Here is a 23,244-nt window from a genome sequence, read left to right on the forward strand (position 1 = left end):
ATCAATCGACCGTCGGCCCACCTACCGAATCCCGATCCGGCTCCCGCCCGGCCGCTTCCGTTGCCCTTCCCCCCAGCCCTTCCGGACGCCACAATGGACAGCAGTTCCATTCTCCCCCGGAGGCTCCATGAAGAAAACCCTGCTCACGGCCCTGCCCCTCAGTCTCGCCCTGCTCTCGACCGCCGGTTCGCCCGACGCCCAGGCCCAGACCGAGGCCAAACTCAAGGCCTGTTTCATCTACGTCGGCCCGGTGGGCGACATCGGCTGGAGTTACGCCCACGACGAGGCGCGCAAGAAGACCGAGAAGGCGCTGCCCTGGCTGGAGACCAAGTACGTGGAGAGCGTGCCCGAGGGCCAGGCCACGCCCGTCATCGACCGGCTGGTGAAGGACAACTGCAAGGTTATCTTCACCACCTCCTTCGGCTTCATGGATCAGACGCTGGAGGCCGCCAAGAAGTACCCGAACGTGATGTTCATGCACGCGTCGGGCTTCAAGCGCGCTCCCAACATGGGCACCTACATGGCCGACTTCTACCAGATCTACTACCTGAACGGCATGATGGCCGCCGCCGTGAGCAAGACCGACAAGCTGGGGTACGTCGCCGCCTTCCCGGTGCCGGAACTCAAGCGGCACATCTCCGCCTTCGCGCTGGGCGCCCGCGCCGTGAACCCCAAGGCGACCGTGAACGTCAAGTGGATCAACGCCTGGTTCGATCCCAACAAGGCCCGCGAGGCCGCAGAGGCCCTGATCAGCGAGGGCAACGGCGCGCTGGCCTTCACCGAGGACACCGCGACCGTGGTACAGACGGCCGCCAGCCGCAAGGTGCCCTCGTTCGCGCACTACTCACCCATGTACAAGTTCGCCCCCGACTACGTGGTCAGCGGCCAGCTCGTCCACTGGGAGAAGATCTACATCGACTTCCTGACCAAGGTGCGGAACAAGACCTTCACCACCAGGAATCTGGACAAGGTGGACTACTGGAACCTGCTGCGCGGCGGCTCGGTGGAACTGGGCGCCCAGGACGGCATGGCGGTCAATCCCAAGTGGGTGCCCGCGCTCAAGGCCAAGATGGTCACCGTGGCCGGCAAACAGGTCAGCGTCTACGACCGTGTCATGCAGCTCAAGGCCGAGATGGAGTCGGGCGGCAAGTTCGACCCCTATGCCGGCCCGATCAAGGATCGCAACGGCATCCTGCGCGTGCCCGCCGGCAAGGTGGCCTCGGTGGCCGACCTGAACAACATGGCCTGGGTCGCCCAGGGCGTGGTCGGCCAGGTGGCGGACGAACCCAAGAAGTAAGCGGAAGGCAGATGGCAGATGGCTCGAGATTTTCAAGCCATCTGCCATCTGCCATTGGCCTTCTACACCTAGTCGTCCCGCACTGCCCGCGCCCGCACCTGCCCAGGGGTCAGGGCTGCGCCGTGGCCGGGGAGGACAGCGCGCAGATCCATGGCGGCCATCCGCCGGAGGGTCCGCAGGGCCTGGGCGTGGTCGGCGTTGTAGGCGGCTCTGGGAAGGTGGGCGCCGTCCGGGCCGCCCACCACGGCGTCTCCGGCGACCAGCACGCCGTCCCGGAACACGCCGATCTGGCCCGCCGTGTGGCCGGGCAGATGGACGACCTGCCAGCCGGCCAGAGCCTCGCCCGGGTGGATGTCGGTGAGCTGGTGGGCTCCGAGCTTCCGGTGCGCCTGCGAGATCAGACGGCCCAGCGCCGGCCGTCCCGCCGGATAGGGCAGGTCGTGTACCGCTCCCGTCAGCCCTGGACGCTCCAGCGGGTGCGCCAGCACGGGCACGCCCAGGCGGGCCGCGACCCAGGCGCCGCCCGCGTGATCGACATGGGCGTGGGTCAGCAGCACGGCGTCCGGCCGGAAGGCGCGCAGCACCCCCGCGTACCGCGCAGCGTAGGGCAGCGCCCCGGCATCGACCACCAGCCGGCCCTGCGGCGTACTCAGCAGGTAGACGTTGGCGTAGAGCCGCTGCACCGACACGTTCACGGCGCTGATCATGGCACGGGCGCTGTCCAGACGCCGTGTGGAGCCTTTGCCTTTCCGCCGGTGTTCTACACTGCGCCCACCATGAATCAGATCTCCTGGCTGGCCGTGCCGACCCCTGAAACCGCGCACGAAGGCGTGAAAAAACTCTGGGCCAAGGCCGAGGCGAACATGGGCTTCGTGCCCAACGTGTTCCGGGCGCAGGCCCTGAACGGCGAGCAGTTCCTGGCGTGGTGGAACTACTTCAACCTGCTGGTCAACAAGGAGGGCACGCTCAGCAACGCCGAGCGCGAGATGCTGGCGGTGGTCGTCAGCGGTGCGAACCGCTGCGTGTACTGCGAGGTCTCGCATGGCGCGGCGCTGCGGCACTACAGCGGCAACCCGGTGCAGGCCGACACCATCGCGGTGAACTGGCGCCACGCCCGCCTGGGCCCGCGCGAGGAGGCCATGTGCGCCTACGCCGAGAAACTGACCCTGCGCCCGGCCGAGATGACAGGGGCCGATCTGGAGCCCCTGCGCGCAGCAGATCTGGACGACGCCCAGATTCTGGAACTCGTGCAGGTCGTGGGCATGTTCAACCTGACCAACCGGGTGAGCAGCGCCCTGGGCTTCGTGCCCAACGCCGAATACCACACCCAGAGCCGCTGATAGCGGTCACCAGATCAGTTGAAGGTGTGCACCTTCAATGGATCTGGGGCGAGCGGACTGGGACAGCTCGAAGAGAGCGAGTGACTGAGGCCCACAGCGGCCTACGTGGAGCCCAAGGGGGGGCAGTTCACCCGGAGGCGGAACGGAATACCGCTGTGAGACCGGGCTTTATTCCCCGCCGCGCTTGTAGCCGGTCGCCCGCCAGCCACAGCCTTCGCGCACCAGATTCACCGTGCCCCCATAGGTGCCGCTGACCTTTTCCCCGGTGGCGGTCTTGGTGGCGGTGATCCTCACCGAGCCGCTGACCTGAGCCGAGTTGCCGTTGATGCCCACGCCTGCGACCGAGATGCTGTAGCCCACGTTGCTGTAGACCGAACCATAGGCACTGGCCGCCGCCGACAGCCCCTCGTCGGCGGCCGCCGATGCCGCGCCACGGGCCGAGCCAATGTCCTGTTCGGCCGTCAGTTTGCATTCGGCCGGAGCCGAGCCCGCGTAGGTCGTGGTGTTGCCGGTGCCGTCGTCGAGGGTCAGGGGCGCGGGGATCGAGCCCTGGAGCTTCACGTTGTCCACGTTGATGCGGTAGCTCAGGCCCAGGGCCAGGCGCGGGCCATAGACGGGCTGCAGCACGGTATTGATGCGCTGGACGCCCGCTTCGAGGTAGGCCTCGACCGGCAGCAGCGCGATCCCGTAGCGGGCGCCCAGGCCACCGTGCAGCACGCTGGACTTGTTCTGCAGGTCGGCGCCGATCAGGGCGTAGGTGGTCACGTTCCCGGCGCGGAACAGGTCGTAGCTCAGGCCGGCCCCGAAGGCCACCGTGCCGGAGCGGCCTTCTAGATTGCTGGTGCAGTAGGCGGCCTGGGCGTAGGCCCCGACCTTATCGGCCTGGATGCCTGCGCGGACGCCCGCGACCTGACATCCCAGGCTCAGGCTGCTGTTCAGCCCCAGTTTCGCGTCTACGGCGTGGGCGTGGCCGCTCAGGGCCAGGGTGGAGGGAAGAAGGAGGGCCAGCAGGGTTTTCGAGGAAGACATCTGCCCAGCGTTCTAACACGACTGAGCGCCCGGTTTCACCACACCACAGCTGAGCCTCCCCCGGACGGGTGGAGCCGGCCTGCCCTCAACCCGGCTAAAAGAAGCGGCTCACGTCGCGCACGACCACGAAGACCATCAACAGCATCACGAAGGCGAAGCCGGCCAGATTGATGGCCTGCTCCTGCGAGAAGCTCAGCGGGCGGCCGCGCAGCGCCCCGATCAGCACCAGCAGGATGCGCCCGCCGTCGAGCCCCGGAATGGGGATCAGGTTGAAGAAGGCCAGCGAGAGGTTGAGCAGGATGGCGACCTGCACCAGCGCCCAGGGGCTCAGCGCCGCCGCCCGGCTGACGATCTCGGCGGTGCCGATGGGGCCGCTGACATTCTCGTCGCGCGAGAGGTCCAGGGTTAGGAAACGCTGGAAGAGCCCGGCGAAGGAGCGCAGCACCTGCGGCACCGCCTCGGCCGTGACCTGCCAGGAGGTGGCGAAGGCGACCGGCAGCGTGGCCGGGCGCACGTCCGGGCCGTAGCGGATGCCCAGGAGCTGGCGCTGGCCGTTCAGCGTGGGTTGCCAGTCGAAGGCCACCTGCCGCGTGGCGCCCGCACGCTCGACCGTGAAGCGGTGGCGGCCGGCGCGGGTCAGGGTGTCGCGCACGGCCTCCCAGCCGGCCACCGTGCGGCCCTGGACGACCAGGGACTCGGGGATGTCGCGCCCGTCGATGGCCGTGATCACGTCACCGCCCCGCAGGCCCAGGCGCTGGGCGGCGGAATTCGCCACCACCGACTCGATCCTCACCCGGTCGGGAGCCGGCACCCCCTGCGTGGAAAACGACAGGGTCATCAGGCCGATGGCGACGACCAGATTCATCAATGGCCCGGCGAGCAGCACGGCGATCTTGCCCCAGGCAGGCAGGGCAGCGAAGCCCCGCACCGGCTGGTGGGGGGTGCCGTCGTCGCCGGGCTCCAGGGCCATGCCGTCGATCTCCACGTAGCCGCCGATGGGCAGCAGGCTTAGGCGCCATTCGGTGCCCCGCCAGGGCCGCCGGAAGACGACCGGCCCCATGCCCACGGAGAAGGACTTGACCGCCACTCCCTGCGTGCGCGCCAGGGCATAGTGCGCCAGCTCGTGCAGGAACGTGGCGATCCCGATGATGACCACGGTCCACAGCAGGCCGGCGGGGGTCAGCACGGCCGCGAGGCTCTGGAACAGGCTCATGCGCGCACCTGGGCGAGTTCGCGTGCCCGTGAGCGCGCCCACAGGTCGGTGCCCTGCAGCGCGTCCCAGCTCAGCTCGCCGGCCGGCGTCTCGTCCAGCACCTGCTCGATCAGCCGCGGGATGTCGAGATACCCGATCCGCCCGGCCAGGAAGGCCTCCACGGCGATCTCGTCGGCCGCGTTCAGGGCGACGGGCTTCAGGCCGCCCTCCTCGCCCGCGCGGTAGGCCAGCCCCAGGCAGGGGAAGCGGCCGAAGTCGGGCTCGCGGAACTCCCAGCTGCCGCGCAGGGGCCACGACAGGTGCGTGCCGACCTCGCCCCCCCGCCGGGCGCCACGCACGTCGCCGGGGCGGGTCATGCCGGTGGGCGCCGCGTCGATGGCGAAGGCGATGGGCAGGCGCATGTCGGTCGGGCCGAACTGCGCCTTCAGGCTGCCGTCGCGGAAGCGCACCGCCGCATGCACCAGGCTCTGCGGATGCACGACCACGCCCACCTGTGACATCGGCAGGCCGTACAGGGAGGCGCACTCCATGACCTCCAGCCCCTTGTTCATCAGCGTGGAGGAGTCGATGGTGACCTTGGGCCCCATGCTCCAGGAGGGATGCCTGAGCGCCTGCTCGGGGGTCACGCCCCGCAGGTCGGCGGGGCCGTCTCGGAAGGGACCGCCAGACGCCGTGAGGATCACCTCGGCCACGTCGGCGATGTCCTCACCGCCCAGGCACTGGTAGACCCCGGTGTGCTCGGAATCGACCGGCACGACCCGCCCGCCGCCCTGCGCCGCCGCCTCCCACATCAGGTGCGCCGCCGTGACCATCGCCTCCTTGGTCGCCAGCGCCACCGCCTGACCGGCCAGCAAGGCCGCTCGGGTGGGGGCCAACCCGATCAGGCCGCTCATGGCGTTCACGACCACGTCGGCGGGGCGCGCGGCGGCCTCCGAGGCGTCCGCGATCAGCTCCACCCCGCCCAGCCCTGCCCCTGCGAAGCGCCCCCGCGCCTGGGCATACACCGCCTCGTCCACGCTGACCAGCGCCGGGCGGAATTCGCGCACCTGGGCTTCCAGCACGTCCAGATTGCGTCCAGCCGCCAGCACGCCGACCACGTAGCCACGCTCTCGGGCCACGTCCAGCGCCTGCTTGCCGATACTGCCGGTGCTGCCCAGTACCGTCAGCCGTAACCCACTCGGTTTCACCACACTCGGATTCATCGTGTCCAAGCATGGCGCATCGGGGGCGGGAAGAGTGTGCGAAGGCGCTCGGCCGGGCACTGTTCACATCACCGGGCACACCAGTCACATCAGCCGGCACACCAGCGGGCACATCAGCGGGTGAACACGCTGATGTGCAGGAACAGGTAGGTGGCGGGCACCGCGAAGAGCAGCGAGTCGAGCCGGTCGAGGAAGCCGCCGTGGCCCGGCAGGCTGCTGCCCGAGTCCTTGGTCTTCAGGGCGCGTTTGATCAGGCTCTCGGAGAGGTCGCCCAGCTGCGAGGCGCTGGCGACCAGGATCGAGTACAGCAGGCTCTCCAGCGGCGACCACAGTTCGGTCAGGCTGCTGAGCACCAGCACGACCAGGAAGCTGAACACCAGCCCGCCGATTGCGCCCTCCACGGTCTTGCCGGGGCTGACCTCGGGGGCCAGCTTGCGCCGGCCGAAATAATGTCCGCCGAAAAAGCCCCCGATATCGGCCGCGAAGGTCGCCAGCAGCGGCAGCGCGAAGTACAGCACCCCGCTGCCGGCGTCCGGGCTGTAGCGCAGCAGCAGGAAATAGCCCAGCAGCCAGGGAATGTACAGCAGGCCGAACATCGAGTACACGATGCGCTCCAGCGGGCGCTCGCCGGGGCGCATGACCTCCATGACCAGCAGGTAGCCCAGGGCGACCGTCAGGGCCGCCTCGCGCCACGAGCCGCCTTCCCAGGGCGAGGTGGCCTGGAAGGCGGGCAGGCTGGCCACGATGATCGCCGTGCCGAAGACCGCCAGCGAGATGCGCCGCACGTCGATGTCGTTGCGGTCGAGCATGCGGATGTACTCGTACAGGCCCATGACCGACACGACCACCAGGGCCGGCAGCATGGCGTAGGCCCCGATCCACACGATCAGGCTGATGATCGCGAATCCGACAACCGAGGTCAGGACACGGGTGCTCAGGGTCTCCATGCCCGCTCCTGGCCTCGCGGCCCCGGCCCTGGCCGCGTGAGCCCAAACGGCGCGTGGAACGCCAGCCGGGGCCTGAGCCCGCCCGCCGCGTTCCACGATCCAGACGCCGAAGGTGCCCTCACCCGAGGATTTCCTGCTCCTTCTTGTGCAGCACCGCATCGACCTTCACGATGAACTCGTCGGTGATCTTCTGCACCTCGGCCTCGCCGCGCTTGATCTCGTCGTCGCCCAGGCCCTCAATCTTTTTCACTTCGTCCAGGGCGTGCTTGCGGAGGTTGCGCACGGCGATCCGGGCGTCCTCGGCGTAGCCCTTGGCGTTCTTCACCATTTCCCTGCGGCGCTCCTCGGTCAGCATGGGCACCGTGATGAAGATGGTGTCGCCCTTGTTGTTCGGGTTGAGCCCCAGGTCGGAGTCGCGGATCGCCTTCTCGATGGGGTTGAGCGCCGCCCGATCCCACGGCGTGATGACCAGCGTGCGCGCGTCGGGGGTGGTCACGCTCGCCACCTGGTCGAGCGGCGTGGTCGTGCCGTAGTACTCGATGACGATCTTTTTCAGGATGCCGGGGTTGGCCCGGCCGGTTCGCAGGATGCCCAGGTTGCTGTCCAGCGACTCGATGGCCTTGCCCATCTTCTCGCGGGTTTCGGCCTGAATGGATTTCATGTCAGCCATACGCTGGCCTCCTTCTCTGAGGAACGGGGATGAGAGCTTGACGGATTGTAGCGCGGGGGCGGGGCAGGCCTCAGCTCTGGATCAGGGTGCCGACCCGCTCGCCCGCGAACAGGCGCCGCAGGTTGCCGTCCTGGAAGATGTCGAACACCACGATGGGCAGATTCTTGTCCATGCACAGGGTCAGGGCGGTGGCGTCCATGACCTCCAGGCGCTGATCGACCACGTCCTGGTGGGTCAGGGCGTCGAAGCGCGTGGCGTCTGGGTTCTTGCGCGGATCCGAGTCGTACACGCCGTCCACCTTGTTCTTGGCCATCAGCACGACGTCCGCCCCGATTTCCATGGCGCGCAGGGTGCTGGTGGTGTCGGTGGTGAAGAAGGGCGCCCCGTTGCCGCCGCCGAAGATGACCACGCGGCCTTTTTCCAGGTGGCGCATGGCGCGGCGGCGGATGTACGGCTCGGCCACGGCCGCCATGTGGATCGAACTCATGACCCGCGTGGGGCGCCCGACCGACTCCATGGCGTCCTGCAGGGCCATAGCGTTCATCACGGTACCCAGCATCCCGATGTAGTCCGCCGTCGCGGCGTCCATGCCCTTGCCGTTGCGCTCGCCGCGCCAGAAATTGCCGCCGCCGATCACGATGGCCAACTCGACCTGCGTGCCTTCCAGGGCGTCCTTGATCAGTCCGGCCAGCCGCCGGGAGGTCTCCGGGCTGATCCCGAAGCCATTCTCGTTCGCCAGGAACTCACCGGAGAGTTTGAGCACTACGCGTTTGAACATGAAACACCTCGCTGGGAGTCGGTCGGGAAAGGAAGTCCTGCGGGCCATGAAAAAGCCAGCCGCCCGTGACCAGCCGCTGGGCTCAGGGGAGCGGGGCGGCCTGAAAAAAGGGCGGCCAGGCCGCCCCCCTTCCTTTACGCGCCGATCTCGAAGCGGATGAACTTCTGTACTTTCGCGTCACCCAGGTACTTGGCGACCGTCAGCGAGTTGTCCTTCACGAAGGCCTGCTCGGGCAGCACCTTCTCCTGGTAGAACTTGCCGATCTGCCCTTCCACGATCTTGTCCACGATCTGCTGGGGCTTGCCCTCGTTGATCGCCTTGTTGGTCAGGATCTCGCGCTCTTTCTCGATGTCGGCGCTGTCCACCTCGTCGCGGCTCAGGAACTGCGGGCGCTCGGCGGCCACGTGCAGGGCCACGTCCTTGGCCTTGGCGGTGTCGCCGCCTGCCAGGTCGACCAGCACGCCGATCTTCCCGTTCGAGTGGACGTAGCCGGCCACAGTGTCGCCTTCCACGTAGGCCACGCGGTTGAGCACCAGGTTCTCGCCGATCTTGCCGGCGGCGGCGGCCACGAAGGTGCCCACGGTCTCGCCTTCCATGGCGAAGTTGCGGAACTCCTCGACGTCGCTGGTCTTGGCCTGCAGCGCCGCCTGGGCCAGTTTCTCGACCAGCGCCTGGAAGTCGGAGTTGCGGGCCACGAAGTCGGTCTCGCTGTTCACCTCGACGATGGCGGCGCGGTTGCCGTCCACCACGAAGCGCACCAGGCCCTCGCGGGCCTCGCGGTCGGCCTTCTTGGCCGCCTTCACGATGCCGCGCTCACGCAGCAGGGCCACGGCCTTGCTCTCGTCGTTGCCGGCGTCGGCCAGGGCCTTCTTGACGTCCATCATGCCCGCGCCGGTCAGTTCGCGCACTTTCTTGATCGATTCCATCATGGTGTTGCCTCCTAGTGATCTGCCTGGCCTGGGGCCATCCGAAAAAAGGGGGCGCGGCCCGCTCACCGCGCAGCGCCGCCCCCTTTGTCGTGAAGTTCGGGGGTTTAGCTGCGGCCCTGCGTGGTGGTCAGCTCGGCCGTGTCGCCCATTTCGCCCTGTTCGGCGGCTTCCATCTCGGGGGTCTCGCCGTCCACACGCGCCGCCGCCACGTCCTCGCCGCCGCCGCGCGCCTCGACCAGCAGGTCGCCGATGCGGTGCGTGATCAGCTGGATGGAGCGGATCGCGTCGTCGTTGCCGGGCACGATGTAGTCGATGACGTCCGGATCGGAGTCGGTGTCGGCCAGGGCGATCACGGGGATGCCCAGCTTGTTCGCTTCCTGCACGGCGATGACTTCCTTGGTCGGGTCGACCACGAAGATCGCGTCGGGCAGGCGGTTCATCTTGCGGATGCCGCCCACGAAGCGCAGCAGCCGCTCGCGCTCGTTGCCCAGCTCGATGCGCTCGGCCTTGGGACGGTCGTTGATGCGGCCCGACTCCTCCATCTCCTCGAGTTCATTCAGCCGGTCGACCCGGGTGCGGATGGTCTTGAAGTTGGTGAGCATCCCGCCCAGCCAGCGGCTGGTCACGAAGGGCATCCCTGTGCGGCGGGCCTCCAGTTCCACGATCTCCTGGGCCTGCTTCTTGGTGCCGACGAACAGGATCACGCCGCCGCGCTCGGCCAGTTCCTTGATGAAGTCGAACGACCGGTCTACCTGCTTGAGGGTCTTCTGGAGGTCGATGATGAAGATGCCGTTGCGCTCGGCGAAGATGAAGCGCTTGAACTTGGGGTTCCAGCGCTTGGTTTCGTGACCGAAGTGAACCCCGGCTTCCAGCAGTTGCTTCATGGAGATATAAGACATCTGTGCTCCTGAGCGTTGCAGTGGGAAGAAGTCTGCCGTCCATGTGCCAGCCCCGCACCTGCGTGCGTTGTTCAGGCCAGGCCGTGCGCGACGCTCCAGCACGCACAGCGGGTCACAGGGGCACCCAAACGGAGAGTATACAGGATCGGGCCTGGGGTGGACAAACGGTGGAGGACAGGGCGACACAGTGAGTGCGGTGGTTTCTTGGGTAACGCTGCACAGCACCCCACTGCTCAGGGGCTATGCCCGCCCGTCACCTCCGATGTCAGCCCCCCCTTCCTGCGGGCGCTGTCAGTCCAGAGGAGCCAGGAGAGGCCTGCCAGCCGTGCTTTCTCTTGCCTCCCTTCTCAGGGGAGGTGGCGCGGAGCGCCGGAGGGGTCGCCTTCCGGTCAGCCATCAAGGGCAGAGCCTGTGACTGTACGCTCCCCTGGGAAGAGGCTGACGGATCTGCCCCATGTTGCAGCTTCGTTCTGCCCATCGGCCCGTTGACCGACCCCCGAAGCTCCACCACGGCCAACTCCGCTGGAAACCAACCCGAGCCAGCGTCTCAGCCGGACTTCACCTCGCCCATCAGGAACCTCCCAGCTCGCCCGCCGCCATCTGCGCGATCTCGATCTGCCGGGCCGCCGCCGCCTCGTCCCCGTCCTCCAGATGCCACGCGGCCGACAGACCCGAGTAGGCGACGATCCAGCGCAGCAGGCGCGAGCGCTCCAGTCCGGCAGCCTGCGACACGATCCGAACCTGCCGGGCCAGCCGGCCGGGCCGCAGCGCCCAGGCCTGGGTCGGGTTGCTGAGGATGTTCGCGTAGTCGTAGCCGCGCTCCCCGAGAATCCCCTTGGGGTCGATGGCCAGCCAGCCGCAATCACCCCTCAGACCAGGGCTGTGCAGCACATTGGCGTGGTGGATGTCGCCGTGCAGGGGCCGGACGTCCTGTGGGTCGTCCAGCAGCCCGGTCGCCACCGTCCAGCAGTCCATCAGGGTGCCCCCGGCTGGCGCTGCCGCCTCCAGGGCGCGGAACCAGCGGCGCAGGGGAACAAGGTCGGGCCAGGGTTCCCCGCGAGGTTCATGCAGGCGGGCGACGGCCCTGCACAGCACCCGGCTCGCCTCGTCGTCCTGGCCCTCGTCCACCCACGCCGCGAGTGAGGGCTCGGGGCTCAGCCGCTCCATGAGCAGGGCCGCGCCCTCGTGGGCATAGACCCGCGCGGCCCCGCGCCCGGCCCACCAGACCATCAGGCGGTGGCCGCGCTCCTCTTCGTCCAGGCGCGCCAGCTTGAGCATGGCGGCCTGGCCCTCCCAGACCACGGGCAGGAGGTCGCTGCTCGCGGTGTGGATGGCCCCGCCGTCGGGGAGGAGGTTCCAGCGGGCCAGCCAGGGGGCGAAGCTCATTGCGATAGTATCCACACCCCTGCTGCACCTTTCGGCGGACGCCCCCGCCTGACCCGGAGGTGTTAGGCTCACGCCGGTATGGACTGGGTCTACGCAATCATCTATGGCATCGTCGAGGGAATCACGGAATTCCTGCCGATCAGCTCGACGGGACACCTGATCCTGACCGGAAACCTGCTGGGTGTGCCCTGGCCCAAGGACGTGAAGGACACCTTCGAGGTCGTCATCCAGGGCGGCGCCATCCTGGCTGTGCTGGCGTACTACTGGAAGGAATTCCTGCTGATCCGCCACATCCCCACAGACCGGGTGCAGCGCCACCTCTGGACGAGTGTGGTCGTGGCCTGTATTCCGGCCGTGATCCTGGGCCTGCTGTTCGGCTCGACCATCAAGGAACTGCTGTTCCGCCCCAGCGTCGTGGCCTGGGCGCTGATCGTGGGCGGGGTGCTGATGTGGGTGATCGAGAGCCGCAAGACGGTGCCCGAGGTGCACGAAATCGAGCAGATCAGCACCCGCAAGGCGCTGATGATCGGCGCGCTGCAGTGCCTGGCGCTGCTCTGGCCCGGCTTCTCGCGCTCGGCCAGCTCGATCCTGGGCGGCATGGTGCTGGGCCTCGACCGCCCGACCGCCACCAAGTTCAGCTTCTACCTGGGCGTGCCCACCCTGGGCGGCGCGGCGCTGCTGGACTTCATCAAGAGCCGTGAGATCCTGGGCCAGATCGGCCTGCTGAACGTGCTGCTGGGCGCGGGCGTGAGCTTCGTGGTGGCCTACGCGGCCATCGGCTGGCTGCTGCGCTTCGTATCCACCAACAACTTCAAGGGCTTCGCGGTCTACCGGGTGGTGCTGGGCGTGGTCATCCTGGCGCTGATCGCGGCGGGCGTGCTGAACAACTCCATCCTGGCCTGACAGCGGTACTCCGTTCCGCCTACGGGTGAACAACACCCCCTTGGGCTCCACGTAGGCCGCTGTCTGTGGCGGTGACTCACTCCGTTCTCCCCAGACTGATTGACGGCCTTGACCGTCAATCAGTCTGGTTACCGCTGTGAGGCCGCCGGCGTCTGGCACAATCCGTCCATGGCCCCGCCGACCGTCTACCGCCCATTCCTGGGGGGCGTGTACGCCGTGTCGGCGGGGCTGTTCCGGCTGGGCAGCCAGCCGATCCCCTGGCGCGAGGACGGCCGGCCCGAAACCCACACCTTCGCGCTGGACGATACCTATGCGCGCTTCGTGGCCAGCAAGGCCGCCGCCCACCACCGCGCCCTGCACGAGTACGCCGGCGAGGCGAACCTGAGCCCGGCGCTGCGGCACGCCGCCCTGTCGTTCATCGCCCGGACGCTGGCCGACGAGAGCGGCGGCGCCATGAGCTGGGACGGCCGCACCTTCTCGAATGCGCTGCTGGGCTGGTCGGCCGACCTGGATCTCCGGCGCGGCAGCGTGGAGCAGCTGCGCCGCTCGGACGCGCCGCTGGGTGAACGGGTAGCCGATCTGGCGCCCGTGAACGCCCTGGATCTGCTGGGCCTGTGCGCCCCGGAGGATCTGGCCCTGATCGCCCGGGGGCCGGGCGGCGACTGGCTGGCCGCCACCCACGTCCTGAGCCCGCAGCACTGGGATCCGCGCGACAAACTGGGGCGCGATTTCGTCCGGGTGCACGCGCCGGTGGCGGGCAGCGGCCCCATGAACGCCAGCGCCGCGCGGCTGGTGGACGCCGTGATCACCCGTGGGCCCTTCGTGCGCTTCGCGTGGGGCGTGTCGATGGGCGACCGTCTGGATCACCACCCCGCCGCGCCGCCCGACGCTGACCGGGCTGAGACGACACGCTTTTCCCCCGACGGCGCCTTCCTGCGCGTGGAGCGCCAGACGCTGACCGGCTTCCCCGAGGCGAGCGGCGCTCTCTTCACCATCCGGCCCTACACGTATCCGCTGCGAGAGGCCGCGCAGACCCCCGATCAGGCACGCGCGCTCGCCGCCGCGCTGCGAACCATGACCCCCGATCAGGTGGAGTACAAGGGTCTGGGGCCGCTGCTCGACGACCTGCTGGACTGGCTGGGTGCCCGGGCCGTGGCCTGACTCATGCCGCAGGGCCTACACTCATGGCCGTGACCCTCCGTCTCGCCTTCCTGCCGGCACTGGCGCTGGCCACCGGCCTGCTCGCGGCCTGCGACGTTCCCGCGAAGCCGCAGTCCAGTCAGCCGCAGTCCAGCCAGCCGGTGGCTGTCCAGAGCCAGCGCGCTTCGACGGCGGGCGCGTCCAGCCAGAGCCCCAGCAGCCGCGATCCGGACAGCGGCCTGCGCTGGATGTCGGCCTCAGACCTGCCGCGCGAGGGACGGGCCACCCTGCAGGCCATCGCGCGGGGCGGGCCCTTCCGCTACGCCAAGGACGGCGTGACCTTCGGCAACCGCGAGCGCGTCCTGCCCCGGCAGCAGCGCGGCTACTACCGCGAGTACACCGTCCCCACGCCCGGCGAGGGCGACCGCGGCGCCCGGCGCATCGTGTGTGGGGGCCAGAGGGCCACCAGCACCGCCGAGTGCTACTACACCAGCGACCACTACGCCACCTTCAGGAGACTCCGCCCGTGATCCAGGTGTTCGATGAGGCCCCCAACGGCCTGCAACCCGCCCCACACGATCCCCGGATGCTCGCCGCCGGCCATCAGGTCGCCGTGCGCGAGATCAATTTCAGAGACGTCCACGACAAGGAGTCGCTGATGCTGGCCTTTCTGCGTGGCCTGGGCCTGTCGCAGACCTTCGGGCGCAACTGGGACGCCCTGTACGACGTCCTGACCGACCCCGAGTCCCGGCCCGCCAAGTCGGCCGTGCTGCTCTGCAGTTACGCCTCGTTCCGAAAAAAGCACCCTCACCTCTCGGCCGATCTGGAGAGGGTGATGCTGGACGCCCAGGCCACCGCCGCCGAAGCCGGCCGCAGCCTCTGGCTCCTGCTGGAGGAACCCGACAGCGACACCCGGCACTGGTAGTCCCTGAAGAACATGAGTATTCCCACAACTGGTCGATCCGAATTGCTGAGGCACGGATCGACCAGGACTTTCTCTATCTGGCTCTCATAACTCCCGCAGCCTGTTCTTCACGACTGGGTGGCCGGTATGGCACCCCCTCCTCCCCCATCGGGTAAAGATTGGAGAGGGATGAGAACTTGTGAAAGATGAGCACTGAATGTCGTACGATTAATCCACGAACCGCTTCTGAGTTCGCCCGCAATTTACAGGGCGCCCGAAAACGGCGCTCTCATGGGCCGTTATGACCTCTGTCTTTTAGTCGGTCACCTTAGACAGAGCGAGCGAATGGTGAGACCCGCCCAGGAAGGAGGCTTCATGAAGAGAGGCAAGCTCCTACTCCCCGTTCTCACCATGCTCGCTCTGGCGGGGTGTTCGCAGAGTGGAACGCCCACCGCTACCACACCGGCATCCGCGCCTACAGCAGCAGGGCGCCCGAATATCAAACCCCTTTCTGCTGGCACAGGAGACGCCACGGTTGGTGGTACCCAGACAGCTACGGTCACGCTCAGCGGCTGCGCGAATACGACTATCGACCGCACTGTGCGTTACAGGATCACTGGCAAGCAGGACGGCACCGCTACCATCAAGTTCCCTAAGGGGTACATCTATTCCGGCGGAATCTGGATCGCCTCGCCTCCGGTCAATCTGACAAATGCCAGCACTTACCAGGTCTTCACGGTTGCCCCCCGCCCTACCGCCAGTGACGCGGCCCAGAACATTGATGTTACCCTCACCCTCACGATTGGCAGCCACGTCACCGCAAACGCGTCGGCTGACGTTTCGGTAGCTCCCGCCGACATCTCAAACACCAATGCTACGGGCTCGAAACTGACGATTGCGACCAACGCTTACGCCGTTATCGGCACCAGCATCACCGCTTGCGCCCCTCCAGTCGCTAACAACACTGCGCCGGAACTGACCGTGCCAATGGGAATGATGCTTGAAGCGACGGCTGCTTCTACGCCGGTTACTTTCGCGCCGGCCCCTACCGCCTTCGACACTGAAGACGCTGCTTTGAACCTCCCCCTGACCATCAGCTGCACGCCTGCCACCGGCAGCGGCTTTGCGGTGGGCACCACGACGGTTTCCTGCTCAGTCACGGATTCAGGCAAACGTCTGAACGGCAGCGCCGATTCGGCCGGGCCTAAGACCACCACCCTGAGCTTTCCCGTGACTGTTACCGACACCACGAGACCTCTGGTGACAGTGCCCGCGAACATCAGCATTGAGGCGACCAAGCCACAGGGCGCGGACGTAACCTTTGCCCCAGCCACCGCTACTGATCTGGCCAGCGGCGCTCTGACCCCTACTTGTGACAAGGCTAGCGGTGCCACCTTTCCTGTCGGTGTGACGACTGTCACCTGCTCGGCCACTGACGGCGCTGGTAATACCGGCACCGGCACCTTCACCGTGACGGTCACGGACACCGCCAAGCCCGTTCTAGCCACACACCTGGACGTCACGGCTGAAGCCACGAGCGCATCCGGCGCCCTGGTAACGTTCACCAACCCCACTGCGACTGACATCGTGGACACCACCCCGACGGTCAGCTGCGCCCCTGTCAGCGGCGGCACCTTCGCACTGGGCAGCACGGCCGTCAGCTGCACCGCTACCGATGACGCGGGCAACAGCAGCTCCAGCATCTTCAATGTCATCGTGCGCGACACCACCGCCCCGGCACTGGCCCCGCATGGCGCCGTGACGGCCGAAGCGACCAGCTCGGCCGGCGCCACCGTGACCTACACCAGTCCCGCGGCGAGCGACGCTGTGGACGCCACCCCGACGGTCAGCTGTACGCCCGCCAGCGGAAGCACCTTCGCGCTGGGTGCCCACACGGTGAGCTGCACCGCCACCGACGACGCGGGCAACCACAGCTCCAGCACCTTCAGTGTGACGGTGGCCGACTCCACGGCCCCGGTGCTGGCCGCGCACGCGAACATCACCGCCGAAGCCACCAGTGCTGCTGGCGCCGTTGTCACCTTCACCAACCCCACCGCGACCGACGCCGTGAGCACGCCTAACGTCAGCTGCACTCCGGCCAGCGGCAGCACCTTTGCTTTGGGCACGAACACCGTGACCTGCACGGCGACGGACGGCGGGGGGAACGAAGCCACCGGCAGCTTTACAATTACCGTTCAGGACAAGACGCCGCCCACCTTGCACCTGCCCAGTAACCTGACGCTGGAAGCCACCAGCCCGGCCGGCGCCATGGCGACCTTCTCCGCCACCGCCAGCGATCTCGTCTCCGGCAATGTTGCGGTCAGCTGTGAGCCGGTCAGCGGCACGACCCTGGCTGTGGGCAGCACGACCACCGTGGAATGCTCGGCCACCGACGGCGGTGGCAACAAAGCCACCGGCAGTTTCACGATCGCCGTGGTCGATACCACCAAACCTGTCCTAACCCTCTCGGATGACCTGATCAGGGAAGCCACCGGGCCCATGGGCGCCGCCGTGACCTTCAACACCTCGGCCAGCGACCTCGTGTCTGGAAATGTCAGCGTCAGCTGTAACAAGACCAGTGGCGCCACCTTCGCGCTGGGCACCACCCCCGTCACATGCTCGGCCACGGATGATGCGGGTAACACCGCCAGCGGCAGCTTCGATGTGACCGTGCAGGACTCCACCAAACCAGATCTGACCCTCTCCGACAACCTAATCAAGGAAGCGACTGGGCCTGCGGGCGCTGTCGTGACCTTCAGCAACACCGCAACTGACCTCGTTGATCTCACCGTGACTGTGGTCTGTACCCCGATCAGCGGCAGCACCTTCGCCCTGGGCACGGAGAGGGTCGATTGCTCGGCCACCGACGACGCGGGCAACAAGGCCACGGGCAGCTTCACTGTCGAAGTACGCGACACGACCGCGCCCCATCTAACCGTTCCGACGAACCTGACTGAAGAGGCAACCGGGCCCAGCGGCGCCGTCGTCACATTCATCACTAGCGCCACCGATCTGGTGGACGGCCCGGTCGCGGTGAGCTGTACCCCAGCCAGTGGCGGTACGTTCGTCCTGGGCGACACGACGGTCAACTGCTCAGCTACCGACGACGCAGGCAACAAGGCCTCCGGCAGCTTCAAGGTCATCGTTCGGGACACCACTCCGCCCAGCCTGAGCCTGTCTGGCAACCTGTCCGCAGAGGCCACAGGCCCCGGCGGCGCCTACGTCAGCTTCACCAACACTGCGCATGACCTTGTGGACGGCAGCGTCACAGTGACGTGCAAGCTTGGTACCACGACAATCAGCAGCTCCCACACCTTCGCGCTGGGCACCACCACAGTCGATTGTTCGGCCACCGATGCTCACGGCAACCCTGCCAGCGGCAGCTTTAATGTTGTTATCGAGGACAGAACTGCCCCTTCCCTGCGCCTGCCCGCCGCCATTTCACTGGAAGGCGACACCCTCGGTGGACGGAACGTGAGCTTCACGCCCAGTGCGACAGACCTCGTGGACGGCCCGGTCGCAGTGAGCTGCGACAAGGCCAGTGGAAGCCTCTTCCCCGTCGGCACTACCACCGTCACGTGCTTGGCGAAGGATGGCCGCACACCCGCCAACTCCGCCACGGGCAGCTTCACAGTCACCGTGCAGGACGCCACCAACCCTGTCCTAACCCTCCCGGGCAACCTGACCGCAGAAGCCACGGGCCCTGGTGGCGCCGCTGTCAACTTCAGCACCTCGGCCACAGACCTCGTCTCGGGCACCGTCAGCGTCAGCTGTGACAAGGCCAGCGGCGCCACCTTCCCGCTGGGTACCACCACCGTGACCTGCTCGGCAACGGACGGCGCAGGGAACAAAGCCACCGGCAGCTTCGAAGTCAAGGTGCAGGACACCACCGCGCCTGTCCTGGCCGCGCACGCCAACGTCACCGCCTTCGCCACGGCGAACGGTGTCGCGACCGTGACCTACACCAATCCCACGGCTACGGATGCGATCAGCACCCCGACCGTCTCCTGCACCCCGGCCAGTAGCAGCCCCTTCTCAGTCGGCACCAAGGTCGTGACCTGCACGGCCACCGACGCGGCGGGCAATGCCTCGACGAGCACCTTCAATGTGATCGTGGCCTACAACTTCACCGGCTTCTTCCAGCCCATCGACATGGGCAACGTCTACAACACCGTCAAGGTCGGCAGCGCCGTGCCCGTGAAATTCAAGCTGGGCGGCAACCAGGGCCTGAGTATCTTCGCGCCTGGCTTCCCCAACGCCACATCAGTCAACTGCTCGACCAGCACTCTGGACGACATAGAAGAACTCTCGGCCGCTACTGTATCCGGGCTCAGCTACGACGCCACCTCCGGGCAGTACAACTACGTCTGGAAGACCAGCTCGGCCTTCAAAGCGGGCTCCTGTTACCAGTTGAACGTCAAGTTTATCGACGGCAATACGCAGAGCGCCCTCTTCAAGTTCAAGTAAGCCCTCCGCCCTCCTGCGGCCGCTCCGGGACTTGTCCTGGGCGGCCGTTTCCTGTCGGGTGAACGCACCCCGGTGCGCCCGAGCGCCACCCAGGGCCAGGGATGAGGCCGGCTGTGTCCATCCAGAGCGACTTCTCATTCGACCGACAGGATCAGGAAGGGCGGCTCACCTACAGTTCTGCTCAGCGGGCCGGGGGCTGTCTCCGGCCGCTGTAACGCGTCGATTGACGATGCAGAAACGCGGCAGAGGGCAGGATCTGCCGGAGTAGCGAACCTCGGCATCGAGGTCAGGACGGGCTGGACAGTCCCGGAGGAGTAGCTGTTGATGATTTCGATTTCAAATCTGATGACCCCGAAGCTGGTCAGGGTGTCGCTCCAGGCATCGGCCACCGCGCTGCTGTCGCTGAGTCTGATGGCGTGTGCCGAATCCGGTCAGGCGACCGCCCCGACACCGCCCGGGGACGTGGTGACGCTGGGCGCCCAGCCGGGAACCGTGGTGTTGAGCGGCGTGCAGAACGAGGAGAGCGCCCCGCAGAGGGTGACGCTGACCAATCCGGGCTCGGCGCCGGTGCAGATCGACAGCCTGAGCTTCGGCGGCGCCAGTCCTGAGGCGTTCAGGCTCGCCTCGGTGCCCAGCCTGCCCCTCACCCTGGCCGCCGGGCAGAGCGTCGATGTTCAGGTCAGGCTCGCAGCCCGCGCCGTGACCTCTGTGACCGGGGACGTCCTGCGGGCCACCCTGCAGGCGCGGGGCACGGGGATCAGCGGCGAGGTGCCCATCAGCGCCCTGCGCGCGGCTGGGCTGGAGGGCAACTTTGAGCCCTCACTGGCGCAGATCGTCGACACGCTGGGCTACCGCCTGAACGTGGGGACGAACGCCCTGATCCTGGGCACCGATGCCATGCCGCGGGGCGAGGAAGTGAGTGCGCCGCTGTTCCGGCAGGCTGGCGCCGGGAAGGTCACCCTGCGGCCGGTCGCGCGCTACTCGCCGGACGGCCCCTCCCCCTTCGGCCTGTTCACCATGAGCGGCTCGGCGCCGCAGCTCAAGGCCCTGGGCACCCTGGCCACCGGCACGTATCAGACGCTGAATCCGCGGCTGGTCGAAGGTGTGTCCAGCGTCTCGTTCGAGAGCACGCAGAAATTCGGCATCTATCTGGCGGCCAACAGCTACGCGCCCCAGAACACCTACAGCCTGGACGCCGTCAACACCGGATCGACCAGACACGCCGTCCGCGTCTACCCGCTGCGGGATGCGGCCGGACAGCCGGTCGCCAACAGCTACCTGCTGGGCTTCGAACCCTCCCGGAATGGCGACTATCAGGACGTGGTGTTCATTCTGGAGAACGTGGTGCCCACGACCTATCCGTGAGGCCGGCGCTGACCTAAGCACTCTGCAAACCCGCCCATGACCGGGCCTGGCGTCCTGCCGGGCCCGTCGTCCGTGTGCGCCAGGCGGCCGATCCGCCCAGGCGGAGCGTCTGCAGACGTCCATGAGTCGGACTGTTGACGCTCCGTGCCGTCGACCCCCTGCACACGGCTCCTCTGGCCTCCGGAGGCTCAGAGTGACCGGCGCGCATTGAATCTTCATGAAGCTTGATTTTCATGAGGCCCGTGGGTGTACTGGACGGCAAGTCCTGGTCTGGCGCGAGCCCGGTGGTGGAGAGGCTCCACCGGTACAGCGGCTGCGCGCCCCCGGACTGCTCGGGCACCCAGGGGGGCGTATGTGGCACGGGACTTCGCGGAGCGCAGCGGCGGGGAATGGGCAGGGTTCGATGGACTCAGGACGGGCTGCACGCTGGCGCCCCAGGATGCGGCAGCTGTGGTGGGTGGGAGCCCTGGCGCTGGCGGGCTGCGCCCAGCCGGGGTCTCCCGGTCAGCCGGCGGGGGGCGCCGCCCCTGAAGCGGGCGGGGCCTGGACGTGGTCGCGCAGCGCGGAGCCCGGCCTGAGCGCCCAGGTCATCGACGCGGGCGACAACACGCTGAGTTACGAGGCCTGGACGTCGGCCACCAATGGCTGGGGGCCGATCGAGCGCGACCGCAGCAACGGGGAGGCCCGCTCCGGCGACGGCCGCACGCTCACGCTGGGCGGCCAGACCTATGCCCGAGGCTTCGGCGTCCACGCGAATTCCAGCATGAGTTTCGCCGTGCTGGGCCAGTGCCGCCGCTTCACGGCCGATGTCGGCGTGGACGACGAGGTGGGCAACCGGGGCAGCGTGGTCTTCCAGGTCTTCGCGGACGGCGCCAGGCTGTTCGACAGCGGTGTCCTGACCGGCGCCGACGGGGCGCGGCGCGTCGATGTGGACATCGCGGGACGCCGCGAGTTGCGCCTGGCGGTCGGTAGGGCCGGGAGCCCGGACTTCGACCATGCCGACTGGGCCGGAGCGCGGCTGATCGGCTGCGACCCTGCGGCCACGCTGCCCCCGGCGCCACCGCCACCGCCCCCAGGAACGGCCCCGACGATCCGGATCAACGCGGGCGGGCCGGCCCAGTCGGTCGGCGGCGTGAGCTGGACCGCCTGCGACGCCGCGGGGTGCCAGGGGTACGCCGAGGGGGGATTCGCCTACGCGCCGAGTCCGGCGCCCGCCATCGTTGGCGCCGCGGCGCCGGCCAGTGCCGCCCTCTACCAGAGCGAGTGGACGGGCGGGGAGACCCGGGGAGTGCCGGCTGGGGGCACGGCGTTCGCCCTGCGGGTGCCGGTGCCCAACGGCGAGTATCAGGTGCGCCTGCATTTCGCCGAGCTGAACAAACCCGCCGCGGGCCTGCGGGTCTTCGACGTCCTGCTGGAGCGTCAGCTGGTGCTGCAGAACCTCGATATCTTCCGCGAGACCGGGGGGCTGAACCGTCCGCTCGTCCGGAACTTCACGACCCGGGTTCAGGACGGCCGGCTGGATCTGGACTTCATCCGGCGGGTGGAGAACGCCAAGCTGAGTGCGCTGGAGATCCTTCCGGTCGGCACCGGCGGGACAGTCCCACCGCCGCCCGCCCCCGCGCCGCTGGCCTGGACGCCACGGGCCGCCGCGCCCAGCACCCTGTACGAAGGGCAGGGCGCCGCGCTGGGCGCCCGGCTGTATGTCTTCGGCGGCTACGACAGGAACCTCAACGGTCGGCCCATCGCCACCCGCGCCGCCCGCACCTACGACCCCGCCACCGACCGATGGGCAGCGCTGCCGGACGTCCCCGAGTTCCTGACCCACGCGGGCGTGGCCGTCGACGGCACCGCCCTCTACCTCGCCGGGGGCTTCCTGGGCGATCACCCCGGGCCGCATACCGACCACGTGTGGAAATTCGACACGTCGGCGAACACCTGGACGGCCATGGCCCCCCTGCCCGGCGGCCGGGCCGGCGGAGCCCTGGTGCGGCTGGGCCGCGACCTCCACTATTTCGGGGGCACCCAGCGCAGTGGCGGGCGCTACCTTCAGGACTTCGGCGACCACTGGACGCTGAATCTGGACTCGCCCGCCGGGTGGCGCCCGGCCGCGCCCCTTCCCAACCCGCGCAACCACCTGGGCGGCGTGGAGCTGGGTGGGCGCCTCTACGCCATCGGCGGCCAGCACCTCGGCAACGAGGCCAGCGGCAATCAGACCGACGTCCACGTGTACACCCCGGCGACCGACTCCTGGCGGGCCGTGAGTCCCCTGCCGCTGCCGCTGGGGCATATCACCTCGTCGACCCTCGTCTGGCGGGGGCGGATCGTGGTGGTGGGCGGCGTGACCCAGGGCAGCGGCAACGGCGGGATTGAGGGCCGCGAACTGGAGACGGTGCTCAGTTACGATCCGGCCACCGACCGCTGGACTGTTCTGACCCCACTGCCGGGGCCACGGCAATCCTCGGTGGCCGACACCATCGGTGACGCCCTGGTGGTCACGACAGGTTCCACCTCCGCCGGGCCGACGAACACGACCTGGATCGGGCGGTAGGGACAGGCGGCGACGGGGAGCACGGGACGGCTGTTCCGCCCGTGCTCCCCACAAGCGAAACCCCCGCGCGGGGCGGGGGCGGATCATTCCGTGCTGGTGGGACGTGTAGGACTTGAACCTACAACCCGCTGATTAAAAGTCAGCTGCTCTACCGATTGAGCTAACGTCCCTCACCGCGCCCGGTGCCCTGTGGGGCGTCTGGCAGCGGGTGTGAGTATACGGAGGGA

General features: G+C 68.0%; 19 protein-coding genes, 1 tRNA gene and 1 riboswitch. Of the genes, 9 read left to right on the top strand and 11 right to left on the bottom strand.

What is annotated here, in order from left to right:
- The first annotated feature begins 127 nt into the window (after positions 1–127).
- Positions 128–1,297 (top strand): BMP family ABC transporter substrate-binding protein, encoded by a 1,170-nt coding sequence (locus tag CVO96_RS00720; protein WP_103309230.1) that lies wholly within the window; start codon positions 128–130, stop codon positions 1,295–1,297.
- A gap of 68 nt (positions 1,298–1,365) precedes the next feature.
- Here the strand turns inward: CVO96_RS00720 and CVO96_RS00725 are convergent, their stop codons facing one another.
- Entirely contained in the window at positions 1,366–2,004 is a 639-nt protein-coding gene (locus CVO96_RS00725) for an MBL fold metallo-hydrolase (RefSeq protein ID WP_103309232.1), read from the bottom strand.
- Between the two features lie 69 nt (positions 2,005–2,073).
- On the opposite strand from CVO96_RS00725, the gene CVO96_RS00730 reads away from it, so the two are divergent.
- Positions 2,074–2,637 carry a peroxidase-related enzyme gene (locus tag CVO96_RS00730; protein ID WP_103313217.1) on the top strand — a complete coding sequence of 188 codons (564 nt, stop codon included), beginning with the start codon at positions 2,074–2,076 and terminating at the stop codon, positions 2,635–2,637.
- Between the two features lie 168 nt (positions 2,638–2,805).
- On the opposite strand, the gene CVO96_RS00735 is transcribed toward CVO96_RS00730, so the two are convergent.
- The 9 genes from CVO96_RS00735 to CVO96_RS00775 form a co-directional block, all read right to left on the bottom strand.
- On the bottom strand, positions 2,806–3,666 hold the full coding sequence (locus tag CVO96_RS00735) for a hypothetical protein (RefSeq protein WP_103309234.1): 861 nt from the start codon (positions 3,664–3,666) through the stop codon (positions 2,806–2,808).
- Positions 3,667–3,760: 94 nt separating this feature from the next.
- On the bottom strand, positions 3,761–4,879 hold the full coding sequence (locus tag CVO96_RS00740; protein ID WP_103309236.1) for a M50 family metallopeptidase: 1,119 nt from the start codon (positions 4,877–4,879) through the stop codon (positions 3,761–3,763).
- Positions 4,876–6,081 (bottom strand): 1-deoxy-D-xylulose-5-phosphate reductoisomerase, encoded by a 1,206-nt coding sequence (gene dxr, locus CVO96_RS00745; protein WP_103309238.1) that lies wholly within the window; start codon positions 6,079–6,081, stop codon positions 4,876–4,878. The genes CVO96_RS00740 and dxr overlap by 4 nt, the downstream gene beginning before the upstream one ends.
- Positions 6,082–6,194: 113 nt before the next feature.
- On the bottom strand, positions 6,195–7,028 hold the full coding sequence (locus tag CVO96_RS00750) for a phosphatidate cytidylyltransferase (RefSeq protein ID WP_103309240.1): 834 nt from the start codon (positions 7,026–7,028) through the stop codon (positions 6,195–6,197).
- A 118-nt stretch (positions 7,029–7,146) separates the two neighbouring features.
- Entirely contained in the window at positions 7,147–7,698 is a 552-nt protein-coding gene (gene frr / locus CVO96_RS00755; protein WP_103309242.1) for a ribosome recycling factor, read from the bottom strand.
- Between the two features lie 70 nt (positions 7,699–7,768).
- A complete protein-coding gene (gene pyrH, locus CVO96_RS00760; protein WP_103309245.1) occupies positions 7,769–8,476 on the bottom strand; it encodes a UMP kinase in 708 nt (235 codons plus the stop codon).
- Positions 8,477–8,610: 134 nt separating this feature from the next.
- Positions 8,611–9,405 carry a translation elongation factor Ts gene (tsf, locus tag CVO96_RS00765; RefSeq protein WP_103309247.1) on the bottom strand — a complete coding sequence of 265 codons (795 nt, stop codon included), beginning with the start codon at positions 9,403–9,405 and terminating at the stop codon, positions 8,611–8,613.
- Positions 9,406–9,509: 104 nt separating this feature from the next.
- Complete coding sequence (gene rpsB / locus CVO96_RS00770) at positions 9,510–10,304, bottom strand: 30S ribosomal protein S2 (RefSeq protein ID WP_103309249.1); 795 nt, start codon at positions 10,302–10,304, stop codon at positions 9,510–9,512.
- A 570-nt stretch (positions 10,305–10,874) separates the two neighbouring features.
- On the bottom strand, positions 10,875–11,690 hold the full coding sequence (locus CVO96_RS00775; protein WP_103309251.1) for an aminoglycoside phosphotransferase family protein: 816 nt from the start codon (positions 11,688–11,690) through the stop codon (positions 10,875–10,877).
- A 78-nt stretch (positions 11,691–11,768) separates the two neighbouring features.
- Here CVO96_RS00775 and CVO96_RS00780 point away from each other — a divergent pair, with 78 nt between their 5' ends.
- From CVO96_RS00780 to CVO96_RS20945, 7 genes are all read left to right on the top strand, one after another.
- Entirely contained in the window at positions 11,769–12,593 is an 825-nt protein-coding gene (locus tag CVO96_RS00780; RefSeq protein ID WP_103309253.1) for an undecaprenyl-diphosphate phosphatase, read from the top strand.
- A 168-nt stretch (positions 12,594–12,761) separates the two neighbouring features.
- The gene (locus CVO96_RS00785; RefSeq protein ID WP_103313218.1) at positions 12,762–13,754 is read left to right on the top strand and encodes a heme-dependent oxidative N-demethylase subunit alpha family protein; all 993 of its coding nucleotides are present in this window, start codon (positions 12,762–12,764) and stop codon (positions 13,752–13,754) included.
- A gap of 23 nt (positions 13,755–13,777) precedes the next feature.
- Entirely contained in the window at positions 13,778–14,263 is a 486-nt protein-coding gene (locus tag CVO96_RS00790) for a guanyl-specific ribonuclease (protein ID WP_103309255.1), read from the top strand.
- Positions 14,260–14,658, top strand: coding sequence for a barstar family protein (locus CVO96_RS00795; protein WP_103309258.1), 399 nt, complete (start codon positions 14,260–14,262; stop codon positions 14,656–14,658). The genes CVO96_RS00790 and CVO96_RS00795 overlap by 4 nt, the downstream gene beginning before the upstream one ends.
- 264 nt (positions 14,659–14,922) lie before the next feature.
- Positions 14,923–15,006, top strand: a riboswitch (cyclic di-GMP riboswitch).
- A gap of 6 nt (positions 15,007–15,012) precedes the next feature.
- Positions 15,013–19,104, top strand: coding sequence for an HYR domain-containing protein (locus CVO96_RS00800; protein WP_103309261.1), 4,092 nt, complete (start codon positions 15,013–15,015; stop codon positions 19,102–19,104).
- Positions 19,105–19,428: 324 nt separating this feature from the next.
- Positions 19,429–20,469, top strand: coding sequence for a hypothetical protein (locus tag CVO96_RS00805; RefSeq protein ID WP_133161716.1), 1,041 nt, complete (start codon positions 19,429–19,431; stop codon positions 20,467–20,469).
- A 439-nt stretch (positions 20,470–20,908) separates the two neighbouring features.
- Complete coding sequence (locus CVO96_RS20945; RefSeq protein ID WP_165795161.1) at positions 20,909–23,017, top strand: NPCBM/NEW2 domain-containing protein; 2,109 nt, start codon at positions 20,909–20,911, stop codon at positions 23,015–23,017.
- A 94-nt stretch (positions 23,018–23,111) separates the two neighbouring features.
- Here the strand turns inward: CVO96_RS20945 and CVO96_RS00820 are convergent.
- Positions 23,112–23,187, bottom strand: a tRNA-Lys gene (locus CVO96_RS00820).
- Between the last annotated feature and the right edge of the window lie 57 nt (positions 23,188–23,244).

Source organism: Deinococcus koreensis, from assembly GCF_002901445.1.
GTDB classification, from domain to species: Bacteria; Deinococcota; Deinococci; order Deinococcales; family Deinococcaceae; genus Deinococcus; species Deinococcus koreensis.